General features: G+C 65.5%; 16 protein-coding genes. 8 read left to right on the top strand and 8 right to left on the bottom strand.

What is annotated here, in order from left to right; translation table 11 throughout:
- The 8 genes from FJY88_05700 to FJY88_05665 all read left to right on the top strand — a co-directional run.
- On the top strand, nucleotides 1–1,927 hold a 1,927-nt coding region (locus FJY88_05700), incomplete at its 5' end, for a TonB-dependent receptor (protein ID MBM3286827.1).
- Nucleotides 1,921–2,919 (top strand): PorV/PorQ family protein, encoded by a 999-nt coding sequence (locus FJY88_05695; GenBank protein MBM3286826.1) that lies wholly within the window; start codon nucleotides 1,921–1,923, stop codon nucleotides 2,917–2,919. The genes FJY88_05700 and FJY88_05695, both read left to right, overlap by 7 nt.
- Nucleotides 2,920–2,928: 9 nt before the next feature.
- Nucleotides 2,929–3,966: a hypothetical protein gene (locus FJY88_05690; protein ID MBM3286825.1), complete on the top strand. Its 1,038-nt coding sequence runs from the start codon at nucleotides 2,929–2,931 to the stop codon at nucleotides 3,964–3,966.
- A complete protein-coding gene (locus FJY88_05685; protein ID MBM3286824.1) occupies nucleotides 3,963–5,930 on the top strand; it encodes a hypothetical protein in 1,968 nt (655 codons plus the stop codon). The genes FJY88_05690 and FJY88_05685 overlap by 4 nt, the downstream gene beginning before the upstream one ends.
- An 8-nt stretch (nucleotides 5,931–5,938) precedes the next feature.
- Nucleotides 5,939–7,435 (top strand): hypothetical protein, encoded by a 1,497-nt coding sequence (locus tag FJY88_05680; protein ID MBM3286823.1) that lies wholly within the window; start codon nucleotides 5,939–5,941, stop codon nucleotides 7,433–7,435.
- Nucleotides 7,436–7,520: 85 nt separating this feature from the next.
- Nucleotides 7,521–9,554, top strand: a complete 2,034-nt coding sequence (locus FJY88_05675; GenBank protein MBM3286822.1) for a hypothetical protein — start codon at nucleotides 7,521–7,523, stop codon at nucleotides 9,552–9,554.
- Nucleotides 9,555–9,939: 385 nt separating this feature from the next.
- Nucleotides 9,940–11,805: a GNAT family N-acetyltransferase gene (locus tag FJY88_05670; protein MBM3286821.1), complete on the top strand. Its 1,866-nt coding sequence runs from the start codon at nucleotides 9,940–9,942 to the stop codon at nucleotides 11,803–11,805.
- Nucleotides 11,792–13,915 (top strand): CoA-binding protein, encoded by a 2,124-nt coding sequence (locus FJY88_05665; protein ID MBM3286820.1) that lies wholly within the window; start codon nucleotides 11,792–11,794, stop codon nucleotides 13,913–13,915. Before FJY88_05670 ends, FJY88_05665 begins: the two co-directional genes overlap by 14 nt.
- Before the next feature lie 18 nt (nucleotides 13,916–13,933).
- Here the strand turns inward: FJY88_05665 and FJY88_05660 are convergent, their stop codons facing one another.
- The 8 genes from FJY88_05660 to FJY88_05625 form a co-directional block, all read right to left on the bottom strand.
- On the bottom strand, nucleotides 13,934–15,223 hold the full coding sequence (locus FJY88_05660) for a citrate synthase (GenBank protein MBM3286819.1): 1,290 nt from the start codon (nucleotides 15,221–15,223) through the stop codon (nucleotides 13,934–13,936).
- 224 nt (nucleotides 15,224–15,447) lie between these two features.
- Nucleotides 15,448–16,173 (bottom strand): rhomboid family intramembrane serine protease, encoded by a 726-nt coding sequence (locus FJY88_05655; GenBank protein ID MBM3286818.1) that lies wholly within the window; start codon nucleotides 16,171–16,173, stop codon nucleotides 15,448–15,450.
- Nucleotides 16,170–16,817 (bottom strand): polymer-forming cytoskeletal protein, encoded by a 648-nt coding sequence (locus FJY88_05650; protein ID MBM3286817.1) that lies wholly within the window; start codon nucleotides 16,815–16,817, stop codon nucleotides 16,170–16,172. The genes FJY88_05655 and FJY88_05650 overlap by 4 nt, the downstream gene beginning before the upstream one ends.
- Nucleotides 16,742–18,256, bottom strand: a complete 1,515-nt coding sequence (locus FJY88_05645; GenBank protein MBM3286816.1) for an amidohydrolase family protein — start codon at nucleotides 18,254–18,256, stop codon at nucleotides 16,742–16,744. Before FJY88_05645 ends, FJY88_05650 begins: the two co-directional genes overlap by 76 nt.
- A 36-nt stretch (nucleotides 18,257–18,292) precedes the next feature.
- Nucleotides 18,293–18,658: a hypothetical protein gene (locus tag FJY88_05640; GenBank protein ID MBM3286815.1), complete on the bottom strand. Its 366-nt coding sequence runs from the start codon at nucleotides 18,656–18,658 to the stop codon at nucleotides 18,293–18,295.
- A complete protein-coding gene (locus FJY88_05635) occupies nucleotides 18,651–19,124 on the bottom strand; it encodes a PTS sugar transporter subunit IIA (protein ID MBM3286814.1) in 474 nt (157 codons plus the stop codon). Before FJY88_05635 ends, FJY88_05640 begins: the two co-directional genes overlap by 8 nt.
- A 127-nt stretch (nucleotides 19,125–19,251) precedes the next feature.
- Nucleotides 19,252–20,121 (bottom strand): SH3 domain-containing protein, encoded by an 870-nt coding sequence (locus FJY88_05630; GenBank protein MBM3286813.1) that lies wholly within the window; start codon nucleotides 20,119–20,121, stop codon nucleotides 19,252–19,254.
- A partial coding sequence (locus tag FJY88_05625) for a protein BatD (protein ID MBM3286812.1) occupies nucleotides 20,060–20,969 on the bottom strand: 910 nt, incomplete at its 5' end. The genes FJY88_05625 and FJY88_05630, both read right to left, overlap by 62 nt.

Raw genomic sequence — 20,969 nt, 5'->3', positions numbered from 1 at the left:
CGGGAAGGACTTCCGGTACGAGGAGTTCTTCTATCCCCGGGCGAGCAACCAGTGGCGCATGCTCTTCAAGACGAGCTGGCGCGCGACGAGATCCGACAAGTTCGATCTCTCCTACACGAAGAACATTTCCTTCGATCAGGGATTCGGCGAGAGCGACATCGCCGACATCAATCGCAACGTCACGAACTATCCCTGGAGCTGGGCCGGCAGGCTCGACCGGTACTACACAGTGAGCGAGGATCAGAACACCCTCTCGCTGGTCTGGAACCGAGGCGTGAAGCGCGACCTGGTGCACACCCTCTCGCTGACCCGCTTCTACACCTCGAGCCATCGCGACGTCGTGGGACAGCTCTGGTGGAGCTACAACACCGATCTCGACAGCGACGTCCTGCTGTCCGAGCAGGACACGCCCTACTTCCGGGACACCGGCGACGCGCCCGACTACCGCGATCGCTACGTGGAGAACTGGAACCTCGCCAGCGACTGGTCATGGGTGAAGGGGCGCCACAAGTTCGACGGCGGGGTCAGCCATCAGCTCGAGAACATCCAGTACATGACCCTCGACGCGACGACGATCGACATGCCGGACAAGCCGCTGGGGGATGAATTCGATCTCTTCCACGTCTATCCTGCCTCGGGGGCCATCTACGTGCAGGATCGTCTCGAGTACGAGAGCCTGATCGGGGGCGTCGGGCTTCGCTACGACTACTGGTTCCCGGGCGAGCAGGTCGAGCGGAACTTCGACAACTGGCGGACGCTCAACCGCCCGACGATCACCGAGGAGACCCGCCGCGAGTTCCTTGACGACACCCACGGGCTCCTCGGGCGGCGCTTCAAGGGGCACCTCTCCCCCCGCCTCCAGATCAGCCACCCGATCACGAAGAACGATCACCTCTTCTTCAACTACGGCCACTTCTCCCAGCGACCGGCCTACTTCTATGTCTACGCGAAGAGCAGCTCCCAGTCCTCGGAGGAGTTCCCGCGGATCGGCAACCCGAACTTGAATCCCGAGATCTCCGTCCAGTACGAGCTCGGGGGCGGCCACCTCTTCCGTCCCGACCTGGCCGCGAAGGCGTCGATCTTCTACAAGGACATCTACGACTATCCGACGTCGACGACTCTCGTTCTGAAGGAGAGGCGCACGGCGCGGAGCAACTTCTTCATCTATAGGAACCTCGACTACGCCCGCAGCACGGGTGTGGAGATCGAGCTGCGCAAGCGGAGAATGGGCCACTGGTCGGGGGCGGTGAGCTACACCTACGCGGTCGCCAAAGGAAAGAGCTCGGACCCGAACAACCTGAAGCTGGTCCAGGAGACCGGCGGCGACGCAAGGGAAACCGAGCTAGGCGAGATCTACATGTGGTGGAATCGACCTCACAAGCTCACGACCTGGTACGCCGTCACGGTGGCCAAGGGCGAGAGGATCCGACCCCTCGGCCTTCCCCTGCCGAGCGACTGGAATCTCAATATCTACACGATGCTCCAATCGGGACGCGCCTACACGCCCGAGGATCCGTTCGGCAACAGGGTGGGCCAGCAGTACTCGCGCAACGGCCCGATCGAGACGACCTCGAATCTCAAACTCCGCAAGGGCCTGAAGGTCCTGGGTCTCGACCTGGAAGCGACGTTCGAGGTCTTCAATCTCTTCAACTACCGCACGCCGCTGACATTCGATCCGGTGACCGGCGAGAGGTATGAGGCGGGCAAGGGGCAGCTCGACACCCCCTACGAGAATCCTGCGAACCTCTCGCTTCCCGATCAGGAGCTGATCGAGCTGGCCGGCGCGACGGTCGGACCGGACCAGACGGTCCAGGAAGTCGCGGCGGGGATCCGGCGTTCGATCCGGGCGACCGCCTACCGGATCGCCAACCCCTCCTATCGTTCGGCCCCGCGGAGCGTCCGCGTCGGATTGGGGATGGAATGGTGAGGCGGATCGTTCTGCTCGCGGGACTGGCGGCCCTGGCGGCGGGGACACTCTCACCCGCGCGGGGGCAGACCAGCCTCGGCGGACAGCGCGTGGCCACATCGAGCGGGAGCTTCCTCAAGATCGGCCTCGATGCGCGGGCCGCCGGCCTCGGGGGCGCCTACACCGCACTCGCGGAAGGACCGATGGCGGCATTCTACAATCCTGCCTGCCTGTCCGGGCTGAGGGGAGCGCAGGCCTCCTTCGCCTACGCGCGCTGGCCGGCGGAGATCAACATCGCCGGCCTCTCCCTTGCGCGCCCCTGGGGTGAGAGCGGGGCGGCCTTCGGCGTCTCCATCGAGTATCTGGGGACGACTCTCGATGAGACGACCGAGTATCACCCGACCGGCACCGGGAGGACCTTCGCATATAGCGACATGCTGATCGGCTTCACGGCATCGCGCCCCTTCAGCGACCGCCTCTCGTTCGGCGGGACCGTGAAGTTCGTCCGGGAAGACCTCGGAAGCGGCATCGGCGGGCCCGTCGCGAACAGCTGGATGGTCGACGCGGGGACCCTCTATCGGATCGGAGCGCTCGACGGGAGGCTGGCGATCGCCCTGCTCCACTTCGGACCGGACATCCAGCCGGCCGGGACTTTCGTGAGCCACTTGACCGGAGCCGAGACCGATTACGCCTCCTTCTCACCTCCGACCACCTTCAGGCTCGGCCTCTCGCTCGAGCCGTACAGGCGGGGAGCGCACTCTCTCGTGAGCGCCTCCGAGGTGGTCCATGTGGCCGACAATGCGGAGGCCTTCCGAACGGGGCTCGAGTACACCTACGAAACTCGCTACGTCGCGCGGGCCGGCTTCGACGGCGGAGCCGATGCGGCCAAGTTCTCCGCGGGTCTCGGAGTCCGGCTTGCCATGCGGGGTTCCGAGACGCGGATCGACTATGCATACACGGACGGGGGGCCGCTGCTGGCGATCCATCGCTGGTCGGTGGTCGTCCCCCTCTAGGCGGATGCGATGCGCTCGACGCTGAGTGGAATCCTCTGCGCGGCGGCTCTGGCCTCTGCGCTCAGCTGTGGGCAGAAGTTCGAGCTGCCGCCCCAGCCGGACGCAGGGCGGATCCCGACGCCGGGGACCTACAACCTCGACAAGGTCTGGCAGATTCACCATCCCACCGACCTCGCCCTGCAGGGGAGCTATCTCTACGTGATCGAGGAGGTGATGGTCCCCGGACTCCCGGATTCATCTGCGAGACGCGTGGGGGCGTACTTGAGCCGCCAGAAGAACCCACGACGGCCCAGTTTCGTTACCGACTACGAGGATCTCATAAGGCCCGTCCTGATCTGCGTTGCCAAGAAGGAAGCAACCTACATCTTCGTCGCCGATGCCGGGGACTCCACGATCAAGCGGTATCACTTCACGGGAGGCCCCCCCGTTCTTACGTTCCGCGATCCCCTGTGGACCACCTCCGTCCACTGTCCGGACAACCTAGACTCCCTCTGCTGGCCTCCCCCAACGGAGTTCACTGGATTGGCTGCGGACAATGATCTGAACGTCTACCTCTCGGACGCTGTCAAGGACTCCATCTACAAGTACGACTCTCAAGGAAACCGCGTCCGGGCGATCTCCAGCTACGGCTCGGGCCAGGGGTACGTCATCGACCCCCACGGTCTGGCGTTCGCCGGTGGAGCCCTATGGGTTGCCGACACGGGAAAGAACTGGGTCCAACGGCTCCGACCAGATGCAACCAACCTGGCGTTCTCTGAACACGATCCCATCGGCTTCAATGAGGCCCACCAGGTTCTCGAACCCCGGGATGTCGCGACGACGCCCTCCGGCCAGAGCGGCTTTGTCGCCCAGACCGGCAACGATCGGATCATGCGGTTCCAGGCGACGGGGGCGCCTGAGGACACTGTCTACTCCCCGGAGAAGAGGGAGACGATGGTCGATCCGCCGATCAGGGGCCCGCGCTACGTGGCTGCGGACGACAGCCTCGTCTTCGTATCCGACTCCGCCAACAGCCGTGTGGTCGTCCTGAGGCTCTCGAAGTCATGATTAGGATCTCGCTCCTGGCGCCGCTTCTCCTCGCGGCCCTCGCCCTCCCGGCCGCGGGCCAGACAGGCGATTCGGAGGAGAGGTATCCCCCGATGGCGTGGCGCGGCGACCACTGGGAGGAGTTCGACGGGATCGCCCTCGCCGACACGCTCATCACCCTTCGCGTGACGACCGGGAACAATCTAGGGCTCACGATCTACAACAACGGCTTCATCGGGACCAACCTCTCGGATCGCTCTCCCTCCATGGAGTACCCGATCCGCAGCGGCCAGGAGCACCTCGTGCGGGCGGGAGTCTGGGTGGGCGGGATCCCGGCGAGCGAGGTCGACACTCTCGTTTCCACATCGACCATCGATGGCTACTTCGGCAGTTTCGACGCAAGGGGCGTCTCCGAGTTCTATCCGGTCCGCTCGACCATCGACGAGCGATCGATCCTCAAGCGAAGCTGCTGCTATGACCGCCGGGCCAAGAGCGAGCAGGACTTCCTGACGAGCTTCTTCGACAAGCGGTCCCACTTCCAGCACACGCCTCTCGACATCCGGGTCGACCTCGAGACCCTCCTGTTCAGCTTCGAGCCGTTCGACGCCATCGTGATCGCCAACTACACGATCCACAACACGAACCCGATCGATCCGATCTTCAACGTCTATGTCGGCCTCTACGGCGAGTTGGCGACCGGTTACAAGGACGACCAGACGTCGTGGCCACCCAGCGGCTGGTTCAACCGCAAGGACATCGCCTACGTCGACAGCCTCCGCCTCGTCACCGAGCATCACTTCACGCTGGACGAGGGCGATTGCCCCTCGTGGGCGGGGATCCAATTGCTCGGGACGCGCCCAACGCCCATCTCGGAGCACGACGTCTCGTTCAACTGGTGGAACTGGGATCCCAACTTCACCCTCGCGGGGACGCCCAAGAACGACAGAGAGCGCTATCGCATGATGGCGAACGGAGCGATCGACCCGACGGCGGGAAGCGAGGCGCCCAACAACGATCCGGTGACGATGCTCGCCGTGGGCCCATTCACCGTGATCGAGCCCGGCGACTCGATCGTCGTCTCCTTCGCGTTCCTTGGCGGCCATCCGACGCCGCGCGAGGGTCGCGACGCGGAGGCCGACCTGCTCTACAACGCGGGCTGGGCGCAGACCGCCTTCGATCTCAACTTCAACATCCCCGTTCCGCCTCCCTCGCCGGCCCTCCGCGTCTTTCCCCAGCACAGCAAGCTGACCCTCCGATGGAGAAACGATCCCGAGGAGTTCATCGACCCGAAGAGCCATGAGATGGACTTCGAGGGATACAGGATCTATATCAGCGAGCGGAAGGAGGAGGAGGGGTTCCGCCTGATCCGGCAGGTCGACGTCGTCGACAGCCTTCTAGAGAACACCGGCCTCGAGTCGCTTCGCGATTCGATCGTGATCGGGACGGACACCCTCCACTATCGGTTCGACATCGAGGGAGTCCGGGACGGATTCAACTACTGGGCTGCGGTGACATCCTTCGACACCGGCACGCAGGAGGTCCCGCCGCTGGAGAGCGGGCGGTCCCAGAACCGCACTTATGCGATCCCGGGCGGGAGCCCGGCGCCCGCGGGCTCGGTCATCGTGTTCCCCAACCCGTACCGCGGCGACGCTTCGTGGGACGGCGCGCTGGCCCGCGACCGCTATCTCTGGTTCGCGAACCTCCCCAATCGATGCACGATCCGGATCTACACGCTGGCCGGAGATCTGGTCGACACGATCGAGTTCGACGGCGCCTCCTACGACGCGACCGAGATCCGGGGGATCTTCGACCCGACCGACGTCAAGAATCCCGAGAACGATGTCCCGGTCCTCTCCGGAGGGATGGCGGCGTGGGACCTGATCACTCGCAGCGACCAGGGAGTCGCCTCGGGCCTGTACATCTTCTCGGTCGAGGACAAGCAGACGGGCGGGACCCAACTCGGGAAGTTCCTGATCCTGAAGTAGGAAAACCTATGAAAGCTCGCTCCGCCATCGTGACCGCCCTGTTCGTCCTCCTCGTCCTCCTCGGCTGCGTGCAGGATGAGGGCTCGCTTCCCGAGAACCAGATGCCCAGGACCTACTTGTCGATCCTCGAACCGGGAACGATCGTCGACACGACCGACTATCGCAAAGCCCTGCGCTGGTGGGGAACGGACCTGGACGGCGAGGTGACGGGGTATCTGATCCGCTGGGACGGAGGCTGGGAGCCGCCGGCCGGAACGCGCTATGACTACCAGGGTCAGATCTACTCGTTCACGACCGCGACGGAAGACACATTCGATGTTCCGATCGGGGGTGAACTGGCGACCAGGACCTTCACGGTCCGCGCGATAGACGATCTCGACCTCGTGGATGCCAGGGGGCCGAGCCAGTCCTTCTATCTGAGCAACCACATCCCCCACATCGAGTGGAATCCCGATCTCGCGCTGCCCGACACGTCCCTCGCGGCCTTCGGATTCGGCTGGCGGGTCACCGACTTCGACGGGCGCTCCACCGTGAGCAGATTCAAGCTATGGATCGACTCCGACAGCGCCAACGCCAGGACGGTGACCGACACGGTCGCGGCGGTCCGCCCCGAGGACTTCCCCGAGCGCGTCGACGGCGACCACACGATCCATGTCCGGGCCTACGACGACGCGATGGCGGCAAGCGCGGTCACCCTGACCCACACCTGGCACGTGCGATGGCCCCAGGACGCCCGCTGGCTCCTCTTGCGGCAGTTCACGGCGGAGGGTCAGGTCGACAAGTGGGATCGGGTGAACTACCGCGCCATGCTCGATGAGGTGGCCGGCGGGTCGCTCTACGAGATCGACATGGTGACGGGTCCCAACTTCGCCACCACCGCGGAGATCGAGCCCCTCTGCTCCCTCTTCGAAGGCGTGATCTGGCTCTCGAGCTACATCGATCCGGCCAACGAGATCAAGATGGCGCGCAACCTCCGCACCGCCGAGGAGGGGCTCAAGCTCTACGCGGAACGGGGCGGGAAGGTCCTGCTCATCGGGCAGTCGCTGCTTGGAAGCGATGGCGGCCTCTCCGACCGCTTCGCCCGGGAGGCGCTGGGGATCAGCGAGTTCTTCAGAAAGGTCCCGGTCGAGCCGGGAGAGATCACGACCACAAGCCTCCCCCTCGGGCGAAACGAGTATGTCTACTATGCCGCAGGCGCGGAAGAGGACAGCTTGAGGGTCTTCTCTTCGTCCCCTCAGACCGAGTTCTTCCCGCAGCCGCGCTCTCCCGCCTCGGGCCGCTACTGGGTGCGACCGGGGACGGTGCGGCGCATGAGCGGCCGGGAGACGACGCCTGACCAGACGGCGATCCCCGCCTATGTCGGGGTCATCTCGGAACACGGCGCCGGAACAGTCGGAGTCGTGACCTGCGCATACGGGCGACTCTTCCCCAATCCCCCGGGGCAACCCGACCCGGCGCAACTGCAGGAAGGATTCCGCTTCTTCCGCGAGGTCCTGCAACCATAACCCATTGAATCGCATAACCCATTGAATCGCTTGACCTAGCGCACGCGAAGCTGTAGAATTCAATTTGGGTTGAGGCGCCCGGACCATGATGGCTGCCCGGCAGCGCGACAACTCCAGGTCTCGCTCTAACCTTTTCAAGGGAGGACCTCCATCGATGCGCCACTCGTTACGGATTGGCCTGCCCCTCCTTCTGGGGCTTCTTCTGACCCAGGTAGGCGCCGCCCAGGCCGATGTGTCGATCTACGACATCCAGCTCGGCGTCTATCCCCAGGACACATACCTCGAGATCGACGGCGTCGTCGTCACGGGAGTCGCCGTCTACGGATTCTTCGTGCAGGAGCTAAACCCGCACCCGACCTATCAATGGCGCTACAGCGGGATCTTCGTCTACACGATCTCGCGCCCCACTTGCAGGCGGGGTGACTTGGTGAATGTCCGCGGCAAGTACTGGGAGTACCCGCAGCCGACAGGACGAAGCGAGATCGACTTCAGCAGGCCCGGCGGCGGGACCTACTCGGTGGTCGGCCAGGCTCCCATCCCGGCTCCCGTTCCCGTCACGATCCTCGAAGTCAACGGCACCGGTCTCTTGCAGGAGGAGTACGAGGGCGTTCTCGTCCGCGTCGATCGGGACGACAACACGCTCTATGCGGACGATCGTGACGCGTATGGAAACGAATGGTGCCTGAAGCGCCAGATCCCGTCGTCCGACTCGCTCACGGTCATGCAGTTCCCGGTCGGGCCGCAGGGCGACTTCGAGTACACCATCCCGGCCGCAGGCACCCTGCTGACCTTCGCCCAGGGGATCATGGACTACCGCTACAGCAAGAGAGCCCTGCTCCCGCGCAGCTGCGACGAGGACCTCGGGATGGCCTGCGTGCCCAAGCTCCGAGGCGCCTACGCGACGGCGTCGACGGGCGTCGCCGTCCAGTTCGGCGTCCCTGTCGATGAAGCATCGGCCGAGAACCCCGAAAACTACGAGCTGGGCAGCGGCGCGAACATCCACAGCGCGACGAAAGATCCCACCAATCCGAGACGCGTCTTCCTCGTGACGGACGATCTCGGCAACGGCAACTCGGAGCGCGTCACCGCCAACTGGATCTTGTCCGAACAAGGCGTTCCCATGGCGGGGTTCGAGACCGCCTACTTCAGGACCGGGATCACGCCCATTCGCCAGATCCAGTATGTCGCCAACCCGGCTGTGCGCGACTCCTCCGCTCTGACAGGGGAAATCGTCACGATCCGGGCGCGCGTCACCGGCCTGGTCGGATCGAACTACTACTTCCTGCAGGACGATGACGGCCGGGAGTGGGACAACCTCTACTCCCGGATCCTGGCCAACACCCAGTACAGGGTCGGCGACGAGGTGAAGCTGGCCGGGCGAGTCACGGAATACAATTACATGACGCAGCTCGCCTATGCGAACGGCGTCGACTACCAGATTCCACTCGGAACGACAGCGCCCGTCACCACTCAGGTGGTGACCGCAGACCAGATCCCCTACCGCGGCGCCGCGCGGGCCGCCGAGCCGTTTGAGTCCAGCGCCGTGCGGCTGGAGTCGGCAACGCTCGACTCCCTTCTCGGGGTGGTGGGTCCCTACTACGACGAGTGGCTGCTCCTCTCAGCCGACCTCCAGGACACGGCGAAGGTCGACTTCGACGAGCTCAACGGCAACAAGGCCTACGCCGCCTGCCGCGGCGACATCGTCAATGTGATCGGACCCCTCGGGTACGAGTTCGGCCAGTACAGGATCTGGCCGCTCTCCGGACGGGGCATCTCGATCGAGGTGATCTACGACAATCCCGCATGCGATCCGACCTCGGTCGATGAGATCGTGGCGGGATTCCGCCCTGCCCTCGCGAGCGCGCCCAATCCTCTCGCGGAGCGCGCGGTGATCCGTTTCAGCCTCCAGCGGGACGAGATCGTCGACCTCGAGATCTTCGACAGCGGCGGCCGGAAGGTCCGCACGCTGTGGCGGGAGGCGACCCTGCGAGCCGGCGACCAGCAGGCCTCGTGGGACGGCCGCAATGACGCGGGACAGACGGTCGGAGCCGGCGCCTACTACGTGCACCTTCGCACGCGCACGGGCGAGGCCGCCGAGAAGGTGGTTATCGTCCGCTAGCGAACTCGCGAATCCTGCGATGCGGGAAGGGGGATCCACATCTGGATCCCCTTTCCGCGTTCGGCTCCGGCAGCCGCGCCGGGCGAGTTGCCACCCGCGGGCCGGTCGCATATGATCCAACTCGAGTGGGTGTCACGGACACGCGGGGAGGAATGGGAGGCTGGGTAGGGCGGCGGAGGAGTCTCCCCCGGGCTGCGCGATCGCATCAGAGGCCGGCATCAGTCCAGGAGATGGACTCAGCCCTTCATCGTCGCGGACGCGCGCACCGATCCTGCGCGCGGGCGGTGGATCGCGATGCGGCGGCCCAGCCTCGATTGCCGCCTGTTAACAATCCCCTCGCGATGGAAGAGAAGAAGCGACGGAACGGATCCGATTGGAGGGAAATGTGAGCGAAGCCAACTGGCGCGATCGGCACGGCGCCAAGATCAAGACCGCGAGCGGCGCATTGAGTCTTCTCAAGCCCGGCCAGCGCCTCTTCATCGGCTCCGCCTGCGGAACCCCACAGAAGCTCGTCCAGGCCCTGGCGGATTGCCCGACGGAGGATGTCGAGATCACGCACCTCCTCACCCTGGGCGTGGCCCCTTACGCTCAGGAGAAGCTCGCCGCGCGCTACCGGGCCAACGCCTTCTTCATCAGCGCCAACGTGCGCCCCGCCGTCTGGGAGGGCCGCGCCGACTACACCCCCATCTTCCTCTCGGAGATACCTGATCTCTTCAAGTTGGGCAGGTTCCCGCTCGACGTCGCGCTGATCCACGTCACGCCTCCCGACGAGCACGGCTTCTGCAGCTTCGGCGTCTCCGTCGACATCACGAAACCAGCCGCCGAGGCGGCCCGCATCGTGATCGCCGAAGTCAATCCGCAGATGCCCCGCACGTTGGGCGACTGCTTCATCCACGTCGATGAGATCGACTGCATTGTGGAGAACGACGCCCCGATCTACGAGTTCGTCACCCCGGGCCCGAGCGAGGTGACCCAGCGCATCGCCAAGAACGTCGCCGATCTCATCGAGGACGGCTCCACGATCCAGGTCGGGTACGGAGGCATCCCGAACGCCCTCCTCTCCTACTTGAAGGAGAAGAAGGACCTCGGCGTCCACACGGAGGTCTTCTCCGACAGCGTGATCGACCTGATCGACAGTGGCGTCATCAACTGCCGCAGGAAGACGTTCCATCCAGGGAAGGTCGTGGCCTCCTTCGCCATGGGAAGCCAGAAACTCTTCCGCTACATCCACAACAACCCGATGTTCGAGTTCCATCCTGTCAGCTACACGAACGACCCGTTCGTCATCGCCCAGAACGACAAGATGGTCAGCATCAACTCGGCGCTCGAGATCGATCTGACCGGCCAGGTCTGCTCCGATTCCATCGGCTACAGGTTCTACTCGGGGATCGGAGGCCAGGTCGACTTCGTCCGCGGGGCGGCGCGCTCCCGCGACGGCAAGGCGATCATCGTCCTGCGCTCCACGCGCGACAACGATCAGCACTCGCGGATCGTTCCCACCCTCACGGAGGGGGCCGGGGTCGTCACATCCCGAGGCGACGTCCACTACGTGGCGACCGAGTGGGGCGTGGCCTACCTCCACGGCAAGACGGTCCGGGAGCGGGCCCTCGCGCTCATCTCGATCGCGCATCCGAAGTTCCGCTCCGAGCTCCTGCGGCTCGCCAAGGAGCGCTCCTACGTATATGCCGATCAGCCGGAGCTGCCCCTCGTGCAGGCGCGCTACCCGGAGGAGTTCGAGACGCGCGTCCAGCTCGCCAGCGGCCGCACGATCCACATGCGGCCGATTCGTCCGACCGACGAGCTGTCGATGCGCGAGCTGTTCTACTCGTTCTCCGAGGACACAGTCTTCTATCGCTTCTTCTCCTACCTGAAGGCGATGCCGCATGAGAAGATGTCGCAGTTCGTCAATGTCGACTACGAGTCGGAGATGGCCCTCGTCGCGGCCTTCAAGGAAGCGGGTGAGGAGCAGATCATCGGGTCGGCCCGCTACTACGTCGACAAGGCCACCGGTCTCGCGGAGTATGCCATCGAGATCCAGGACGAGTTCCAGAATCAAGGGATCGGGACGGCCCTTTTCGAGCACCTGATGCGGGTTGCGAAGATCAAGGGAGTCAAGGGATTCCTCGGCTACGTGCTGGACACGAACACGCGCGCCTACAGGCTCATGGTCCGGACCGGCCTGCCAATCGAGACTCGATGGAACGAAGGGGTCTACGCGATGACGATGAGGTTCACGGATGAGAAGCGTTAATCTGGATCATCTCTTCAAGCCCCGATCGATCGCGGTCGTCGGAGCATCGAACCGGCCCGGGAGCGTCGGGCGCGCGCTGTTCGCCAACGTGCTCATGAACGGCTACACGGGCGTCGTCTACCCCGTCAACATGACCGCGAAGAGCATCCTCGGAGTCAAGGCGTACGACTCGGTTCTCGAGGTCCCCGATGAGATCGACCTGGTCGTTCTCCTTGTCCCCGCCGTGACGGTGCCCGCGACCCTCGCGGAGTGCGGCCAAAAGAAAGTGAAGGCGGCGATCGTCATCTCGGCCGGGTTCAAGGAGCTCGGTCCGACGGGAACGATGCTCGAGCAGGCGGTCCGGGACCGGGCCAGATCCTATGGAATCTCCCTCGTGGGGCCGAACTGCTTTGGAATGATCACGACCAGCCCCGCAGTGCAACTCAACGCCACCTTCGGCCGGGTCATGCCGAGCTTCGGCAACATCGCCCTGATCTCCCAATCGGGCGCCATCGGCGTCAACGCGCTCGAGTACGCCCAGTCGGAGGACATCGGCCTCTCGAAGTTCATTTCGATCGGCAACAAGGCCGACATCAGCGAGAACGAGGTCCTGGCCTATCTCAAAGATGATGATGAGACCGACGTCATCATGCTCTACCTCGAGGACCTCGCCGACCCGGCCGAGTTCCTGCAGATCGCGCGGGATACCACGTCGAATCTGCACAAGCCCAAGCCGATCCTCGCGATCAAGTCGGGCCGCACGACGGAGGGGGCCAAGGCGGCCTCCTCCCATACGGGCGCCCTCGCGGGATCCGAGGAGGCCTACAACGCCTTCTTCGCGCAGGCGCAGATCCTCCGGGTCGAGACGATCAACGAGCTCTTCGCCAAGGGAGCCGCCCTCGCATACCAGCCCGCTCCCAAGGGGAAGCGCGTCGGGATCCTGACCAACGCCGGAGGTGTCGGGATCATGGCCACGGACGCCTGCGTGGCCCAAGGTCTCGAGATCGCCCAGTTGTCCCACCGCACCAAGACCGAGCTCATGAAGCACCTGCCGGTCACGGCCTCCACCGCGAATCCGATCGACATCATCGGGGACGCCGACGCCCGTCGCTACGAGGCCGCGCTGCGGCTGCTCGTCGAGGATGAGAACGTGGACGGGATCATCCCGATGTGGACGCCCACGCTGATGGCCGAGTCGCTCGAGATCGCGCAGATCATCGCCAAGATCGGCCAGACCTCCGACAAACCGATTCTCGCCTGCATTCAGACAATGGGCCCGAGCGCTGAGATCCGCCGCGCCCTGCTGCTCGACAAGATCCCCTGGTATCAGTTCCCCGAAAACGCGGCGCGCGCCATGGCGGCGATGGCCGAGTACGGCAGGTGGAGCACCCGCGCGCAGGGGACGATCGCCCACTACCCGGACGTCCAGGAGGATCTCGTCCGCCGCATCGTCGATGAGGCTCGCGCGAGGGACCCCTTCTTCCTCTCCGAGCCGGAGGGACACGCGATTCTCAAGGCGTACGGCCTGCCGGTGCCCGACTTCCAGCTTGTGAAGACCGCGGACGAGGCGATCGAGGCGGCCCAGAAGATCGGCTACCCTCTAGTGCTCAAGATCGTCTCCCCCGACATCCTCCACAAGACCGACTTCGGCGGAGTGAGGATCGGCATCGCCGACGAGGAGTCGCTCCGCGCGGAGTTCGCGAGCCTTCTGGAGACGGTGGAGTCGCGCAGGCCCGGGGCCAACATCTGGGGGGTCCTCATCCAAAAGATGGCCCCCAAGGGGACCGAGACGATCCTCGGGATGAAGCGCGATCCCCACTTCGGCCCGATTCTGATGTTCGGCCTCGGCGGCGTGATGGTGGAGGTCTTGAAGGACGTCACCTTCCGGCTCGCGCCGATCACCGACCTTTCGGCGGAGCCGATGGTGACCGGGATCAAGGCCTACAAGCTCCTGCAATCGTTCCGAGGACAGCCCGCTCGCGACGTCGCCAAGATCCAGGAGTGCTTGCAGCGGCTCTCCCAACTCGTCGTCGACTTCGAGGAGATCGACGAGATCGATGTAAACCCGCTCCTGGTCTACGAGGAGGGAAAGGGGGCGCTCGTCCTGGACGCCCGGTTCCTGCTCCGGTAGCCTCGCCGGCGCTCGCGGTCAGCCTCGTTCCTCGATCGGCACGTACCGGCGCTGAGGCGGGCCGACGTAAATCTGGCGCGGCCGGTAGATCCTGGAGTCGGGTCGATCATGGATCTCCTTGTAGTTCGAGATCCAGCCCGGCATCCGTCCGATCGCGAACATCACCGGGAACATCGGAACCGGGATTCCGACCGCCCGCATGATGATCCCGCTGTAGAAGTCGACGTTGGGATAGAGCTTCCGCTCGATGAAGTAGGAGTCCTCGAGGGCCGCCTCCTCGAGCCTCTTCGCGATGTCGAGGAGAGGATCATCCAGATTGAGCGCCGCCAGAAGCTCGTCGCACCGCGCCTTGATGATCCTCGCCCTGGGGTCGTAGTTCTTATAGACGCGATGCCCGAATCCCATGAGTCGCTTCGCCGCCTTCTTGTCCTTCACCTCCACAAGGAACCGCGAACCGTCGTCTCCGGAGCGCCTGATCTCCTCCAGCATGTCGATGACCGCCTGATTGGCCCCCCCGTGAAGCGGACCCCAGAGGGCGCAGACTCCTGAGGCGGCGCTGGCGAATAGACTCGCCCGGCTCGACGCCACCATCCTCACGGTCGAGGTGGAGCAGTTCTGCTCGTGGTCGGCATGAAGGAGGAGGACCAGATCGAGCGCGTCTACGACGGCCGGCTTGAGATCGTAGTCCTCGAAGGGATGGGAGAACATCATGTGAAGGAAGTTCGCCGTGTACGGCAGGCTCGGCTTTGGATAGATGGCGGGCAGCCCGAGCGACTTCCTGTAGGCGAAGGCGGCGATCGTCCGGATCTGCGACATCAGCCGGGCGGCTTGGTGGAGAAACGCCTCCTGGGGATCGGGAGTCACCACTTCCGGCATGAAGCAGCCCGCGGCGTTGATCATCGAGGACAGGATCGCCATCGGGTGGGCGTGCGAGGGGAAGCCTTCGAAGTGGAACTTCATGTCCTCGTGGAGCATCTCGTTCTTCGTCAGCATGGCCGAGAACTGATCCATCTCCCCCCTGTTCGGGAGCTTTCCGTGGATGATCAGATAGGCCACCTCCGTGAACTTGGACTTTTCGGCGAGCTCCTCGATCGCGATGCCCCTGTAGCGCAGGATCCCCCGTTCGCCGTCGATGAACGTGACGGCGCTCGTGCAGGAGCCCGTGTTTCCATACCCCTCATCGACCGTGATGTGTCCCGTGCGGTCGCGCAATGCGGTGATGTCGATCCCTCGTTCATCCTCGGTTCCCACGACGATGGGAAACTCGTAGCTCTTCCCGTCGATCTCTAGCCTTGCGACTTGGCTCATGGCTCTCCCTCTTGATCGCCTCCGATGGAGGCATCTTCGTCAGACCCGTGCTGGAACCCGTGAGAGCGGCTGCGGCCACCGGCCCGCTGGTCCGGCAGTATACCGTTCGCGAGAGGAGCGCGCCATCCGGCTGTGGGCGGTGCGGCTGTGGGCGGGCAGTCGCGCAATCCCCGTACATCTCATCACCGTGGGGGCAAAGCTCGGCGGCGCCCGGGGGGGGCGATTCAGTCCAGCGGATCCCGCTCCTGGAAGTCCCGGTGGGACCTGATGTCGACCACGCGCGTCCCGCGCCCCCTGCCACCCCTTCTCGATCGCCGCAACCACCGAAGCGGAATCCCCTTGATGTAGATCAAGCCGAAGAGAAGGCCGCCGAGGTGGGCAAGGTGGGCGATCCCGTCACGAATCGTGAATCCCCGAATCGAGGCGAGGAACTCCAGAAGGCCGAAGAGGATGACGAAGTACTTCGCCCGCATCGGAAACAGGAAGTAGACCAGGATCTGCCGATTCGGGAAGTAGATCCCGTAGGCGAGGAGAAGGCCGTAGACGGCTCCGCTGGCCCCGACGATCGGGATCGATGAGCTGGCTTCGAAGACCGTGTTGGTGATCCCCGCTCCGATGCCGGTGAAGAGGTAGTACTGTATGAACCGCCGTCCCCCCCAGAGGAATTCGAGCTGGCTACCGAACATCCAGAGGGCAAGCATGTTGAAGGCGATGTGGAAGAAGCTCCCGTGGAGGAACATGTAGGTCAAGAGCTGCCAGATCCGCCCGTGGATGACGTCACGCGGCACGAGACCCAGGGTGTAGAGCAGGAAGCGATCGAGGCCGGGAAGGGCCTGAGCGGCGACCGACTGGCCCAGGAAGAAGATCACATTCCAGGCGATCAGGAGGCCCACGACCGTGCGGAGCGGCCCGCCGAAGGAGACCCCCCCGCCGGCGTAGTCTCTGTTCATCGGCGAGCGGCCGCGTCGTCGAGAGCCGCGCCGCTCTCCGCCAGGCGCCCCATGTGGCACTGCCCCTGGAATATGGCGCCGTCCTGGATGCGGAAGCTCTTGGCGTAGACATCGCCCCGGAGGTGGGAGCCCGTGCAGAGCTCCAGCGAGTCGCGGACGCTCACATCGCCCTCGATCCGTCCGGAGATCCGCGCTTTCTCAGCACGGACGACTCCCTTGACGCGCGCCCCCAGTTCCAGCTCCAGCTCCCCGCTCACCTGGAGGTCGCCGATGATCTCGCCGAAGATCCGCGCGCTGCCTCGAACGGTCATGTCTCCGTCGATCTTCGTGCCCGCGCCGACGGTGACTTCATAGGCCGTCTTTCGCTCGGCGGGAGCCTCATCCTCGATCTTGCTCTTGCGGAACATGACGCCTGCTGACTCCTCCCTTTTCGCGTCCTGACGGAGCCCCGACGTCCCGATCATGAGTCGAGGCGCGCGGCAATGCCGTCTCCCGTCCGCCGCATCTGGCAGTCGCAGTCTCGCAGGATCGCCGGCCGCATGCGAGTCGAATTTCGATCGCGATCGGATCAGGGCGCCCGGAAGGCCTCGGGAATGCCGGCGTCGGGTTCGGAATGGACGGGGACTCCCCAGGCAGCCGTCCATACGACCCGGGCTCTCCGGCTCTTCAGCGCCTCCAGCGGATCGCCGCCCTCGAACGAGAGGACCGCGAGATCGAGGGCCGGCGCTTCCGAGGGGGCGTCCGGCCCCTCTCCCGATTCCCGGCCCGCGGCGGCATACGCCTTGAGGGCGGGAGCGAGCGCCAGGCTTTCGGCTGGATCGGGGTGATCCAGAGCGCCCGGAAGCCCGGCGAGCGGGCCGAAGGGCATCATGTCGGAGCCAAAGAGCAGTCTGCCCGCCCTCGCCGCGGAGGCGAAGCGATTCAGCCGCAGAGCGCGGTCACGGCCGAGCGCCCGCTCATACATCTGCCCGGGCCCCTGCCACCGTGCGGCGAAGTTCGGCTGCATCGACAGCGTGACTCCTGCGGACTCGGCTCGCTCGATCGCCCGATCGTCCATCTGCTCGGCGTGCTCGATCCTGAGGGCGCTCCCCGGCCGCGTCCGGGGCCGGACCGTCTCGAAGGCCAGGAGCGCCTGCTCGACCGCGCGCTCACCGATGGCATGAAGGGCTATGCAATATCCCTCGTCGACGCCCAGCCCGACGGCTTCGATCAGCTCCGGGGTCGAGCGGAGGAGCATTCCGGCTCCTCGTCCGTCAGCGTAGCCGGCGCCGACGGCAGCCGTCCGCGCCCCGATCGAGCCGTCCAGGAACGCCTTCAATCCGGCGACTCGCAGCGGACCCGTTCTCCGTTCGGGACGTATCCCGCGATCCAGAAGATCGGGGAGCGCATCCAGCGGGAAGTAGTGATCGACCCGCATCAGAAGCCGCCCCGACTCCTCCACGGAACGCAGCGCCTCGTACGTCTCCAGGCGCCCCATCTCGTCGATCGCCACGACCCCCTCGCGAAAGGCGACAGACTGGCCGCGGACGATCCCTTCGACGAGGGCCGCGCGGGGGGAGGGCCAGCGCTGGGCGAGCGTCAGCGCGAGGCTTTCTGTGATCGATCCGGTCATCGGATCGGCCTCCGCCCCTCGAGGATCGATGAGCCTCCACGCGGCCGTGTTGATCACCGCCCGATGCCCGCAGACTCGCCGGAGGGCGATCGGGCGCTCCCTGTCGATCCGATCCAGATCGCTGCCGAGCGGCGGCCGCGGGTCATCCCAGACCGATTCGTCCCAGCCTTCACCGAGGACAGGCTGCGCCCCCGGATGCCGGCGGAGCCACAGGGCGACCTCCGCCAGGCAGGACTCCCGACTCAGGCATCCGTGGAGGTCAGGCCCCTGCGGCGCGCGGAAGGCGGAGACGAAGTGGGTGTGGTGGTCGTGGAAACCGGGGATGAGAAGCTGATCCGGACGCAAGCTCCATACCGCTTCCGGCGGCGCCTTGGCCTCGCCTCGGCATCGGAGAGACACACGACCGCGCTTGATTCCACCCGGCCCGAGAAGGGCTCCCTCAATCCACAGGAGATCGTCACCGAGTCGCATCGACTCATTGGCCCCGAGGCCCGATCGGGCGGCTCGTCACTCCAGCCAGAAGAGTATCCGGCCGCAGTTCTCGCACGTCATCAATCGATCCGGGTCGGCCGTCGCGGGGTTTATCGAAGTCGGAAGGGCCATGTAGCAGCCGAGGCAGATGCGATCCTCGACCGGAACGATGGCGCGGGGATGCCGCTTCGCGATCCTGTCGAAGACGCGCAGGTCCTTCGGATCGACCTGGTTGCGCCACTTCTCCCTCGCGGCGCGCAGCTTCTCGAGCCCCTGCAGGGTGAAGCCCATCTCCTCTTCGCGCTGCTTGGTCTTGGTGTCCTCGGCTTCCCTGATCATCAGCTCGATGTCCTGCAGGTGGGAGAGCTTCTGCAACCGCTCGAGAGTCCTGCCGTCACTCATCGCCCCATCCCTCGAGGATCTGGCGCAGATCGGCGAACGTCGCCGCCTTCATCAGCATCCCGCGCACCTTCTTCTCCTTGACGAGCTCGGCGATCGTCCCCAGGAGCGGGAGGTACTCGTTGTTGCGGTCCTGCGGGGGGGCAACGATTGCGAAGAAGAGGTGAACGGGAGCCCCGTCGGGCGACTCGAAATCGATCCCCTTCTGGTGCCTGGCGAAGAGGACCTTGATACTCGCGATCGCGAGGGTCCGCCCGTGCGGAATCGCCACGCCGCTGCCGATCGCCGTCGATCCGAGGCTCTCGCGCTTGCGGAGCATCTCGAGCACGAGGGTCGCGTCCCGCACATCCTTGTCCTGGGAAAGATACTCGGCAAGCTCCTTGAGGACGCCATCCTTGGACTTCGCCCGGAGATCGCGGACGAAGAAACGCTCATCGACGTAGTTGAGAATCCTGGACGGTTCGGCCATCACACCTCTACCGGTATGGAGGGGTTTCGAGGCACCCTCGCGCGCATCCCATCAAGTCTCACGACAACCTACCAGACGCCGCGCTCCCCGGCAAGTCCGGCCTCCAAGGCCCGCCGTCCGCGACCGATCAACGCGGGCGGGCGAAGTCGGCGACTTCCTCGTAGCGAACCCAGCCGCGCAGGCTCTTCGACAGAACAACCTCCTGCCATCCGGGCGCCCGCCGGGCGAGCTGCACGGGGCTTCCGGCGGGAAGGCGGAACTCGACGGTGGCGTCATCCGACGGCTCCGCGCGCGCGGAGGCCGCCTCAACCACAAGGGCGTCGGGAGCGAAGGACACTTGCGCGATCTTCGTGGCCAGGAGAAGCGCTCCGAGCGACGCCGCGATCAGCGCGGCCGCCGGCAGGAGCCGCCGGCGCCCCACCGGCGTCCAGTGCCATGAGACGGCGAGGAGGGTCATCGCGATCCAGAGGAGCCCCGCGCCGACCCAGACCGTCTGACGCGCCGTCAAACGGTTCTGCGCGCGGCCCAGCAAGTCCAGCAAGGCCGAGCCCTCCATGACCGGTTCCGCGCCCAGGGCGGCCCTCTGCGCCAAGCGGATGTTGCTCGCTATGTCAGGATCCGAGGGGGAGCGGCGTCTGGCCAGCTCATAGTAGTAGACTGCCCATCCGGGCTCGCCGGCCCTGTATGAGGCGTTGCCGAGATTCAGGAGGAGTTCAGGGGAAGCGTAGCCCGCGGCCAGCACGCCGCGATAGGTCTCGAGCGACTGCGCGAATCGCTGCTCCTCGTACTGCTTCGCCGCTTCGCGGAAGAGGCGGTCCGCCTCGCCGCGCGAGGCGGCACCGCTCCCGGTCCATCCAGAGAGAGCCAGGAGAAGGGTCGCCGCCAAGAGCGGCCGAAGCCGGCGTCCGCCACCCGCAGGTCGGCCTCTTCCGCGCTCAGCCACGGTCCCTCCGGCCCAGGCGCGCGGCACACTCGAGGACCTCTCGAACGGCTTCATGGATTCCGGCGGCCGCCTGATCCGTCGCCGGCGTGTAGCGAAGGGAGTCAGCCCGGGCCAGGAGGGCGCTGAGCCGCTGGGCGATCTCGGAAGGAGCGCCTCTGGAGACGAGATGCGCGCCGAGACTCTCGCGGGTCATTCCTCTGACCTCCGCGCCATAGCGATCGGCCAGGTAGCTCTCGAGCGAACGCGCCAGCATGCCCCAGGGATCCTCCGTTTCGGCGGCGACGGAGCGGAGGGCCTCCCTCAGGCGCCGCGGAGCGCGCCTCATGCGGAAGCCTTCCGGATCGCGCCTCCGCTCCTCCCGCCTGCGGCGCAGCGCGAGGGATCCTGCGAGACCGGCCACTGGGATCGCCTGCAAGAGCCAGAAGCCCGGGCGGGTCCAGGGTCGCTCCGCGGAGAGTGGGGTCAGCCTGGTCCTCGTTCGAGAACCCCTGATCGCCCCTCCGAGGCGCTCGGTCGAGAGGTCCCCTGTCCCGGCCTTCGCGGGCTCGACTCGAACGGTTCTCCCCGAGGTCTCCACGACGCGGTAGCGCTCCTCTTTCGGATCGAAGTAGGCCCACTCGATCGATGGAAGACTGAGCGAGCCCGCGATCTCGGGAACGAGCACGCGTGAGAAGCGCTTGCGCCCGCCGATCCGATCGTTGCCGCGCGTCGTCTCGGCCTCGCTCCCGGCCTCATAACCCCGGCAGCCGACGACTTCCGGAAAGCGGGGGCCCTCGAGGGCGGCGATGTTTCCCTCGCCGACGATCTCCACGATCCAGGTGACCGGCTCTCCCTGGATGGCCGTGTCGCGATCGAGGCTCGCGCGGATCTCGTAGTCGCCGACGGCGCCGGCAAAGGAGGGC

The sequence above is a fragment of the Candidatus Eisenbacteria bacterium genome (assembly GCA_016867495.1).
In the GTDB taxonomy this organism is placed as follows: domain Bacteria; phylum Eisenbacteria; class RBG-16-71-46; order CAIMUX01; family VGJL01; genus VGJL01.
The sequence above is the reverse complement of the archived record's forward strand: the minus strand, read 5'-3'. Positions and strand labels throughout refer to the sequence as shown.

Excerpts from the sequence above, each read along its gene's own strand:
- FJY88_05635 (MBM3286814.1), bottom strand. The coding sequence starts at position 19,124 with ATGGCCGAACCGTCCAGGATTCTCAACTACGTCGATGAGCGTTTCTTC.
- FJY88_05690 (MBM3286825.1), top strand. The coding sequence starts at position 2,929 with ATGCGCTCGACGCTGAGTGGAATCCTCTGCGCGGCGGCTCTGGCCTCT.
- FJY88_05655 (MBM3286818.1), bottom strand. The coding sequence starts at position 16,173 with ATGAACAGAGACTACGCCGGCGGGGGGGTCTCCTTCGGCGGGCCGCTC.
- FJY88_05680 (MBM3286823.1), top strand. The coding sequence starts at position 5,939 with ATGAAAGCTCGCTCCGCCATCGTGACCGCCCTGTTCGTCCTCCTCGTC.
- FJY88_05695 (MBM3286826.1), top strand. The coding sequence starts at position 1,921 with ATGGTGAGGCGGATCGTTCTGCTCGCGGGACTGGCGGCCCTGGCGGCG.
- FJY88_05650 (MBM3286817.1), bottom strand. The coding sequence starts at position 16,817 with ATGGACGGCTGCCTGGGGAGTCCCCGTCCATTCCGAACCCGACGCCGG.
- FJY88_05665 (MBM3286820.1), top strand. The coding sequence starts at position 11,792 with ATGAGAAGCGTTAATCTGGATCATCTCTTCAAGCCCCGATCGATCGCG.
- FJY88_05685 (MBM3286824.1), top strand. The coding sequence starts at position 3,963 with ATGATTAGGATCTCGCTCCTGGCGCCGCTTCTCCTCGCGGCCCTCGCC.
- FJY88_05645 (MBM3286816.1), bottom strand. The coding sequence starts at position 18,256 with ATGCGACTCGGTGACGATCTCCTGTGGATTGAGGGAGCCCTTCTCGGG.
- FJY88_05640 (MBM3286815.1), bottom strand. The coding sequence starts at position 18,658 with ATGAGTGACGGCAGGACTCTCGAGCGGTTGCAGAAGCTCTCCCACCTG.
- FJY88_05675 (MBM3286822.1), top strand. The coding sequence starts at position 7,521 with ATGATGGCTGCCCGGCAGCGCGACAACTCCAGGTCTCGCTCTAACCTT.
- FJY88_05660 (MBM3286819.1), bottom strand. The coding sequence starts at position 15,223 with ATGAGCCAAGTCGCAAGGCTAGAGATCGACGGGAAGAGCTACGAGTTT.
- FJY88_05630 (MBM3286813.1), bottom strand. The coding sequence starts at position 20,121 with ATGAAGCCGTTCGAGAGGTCCTCGAGTGTGCCGCGCGCCTGGGCCGGA.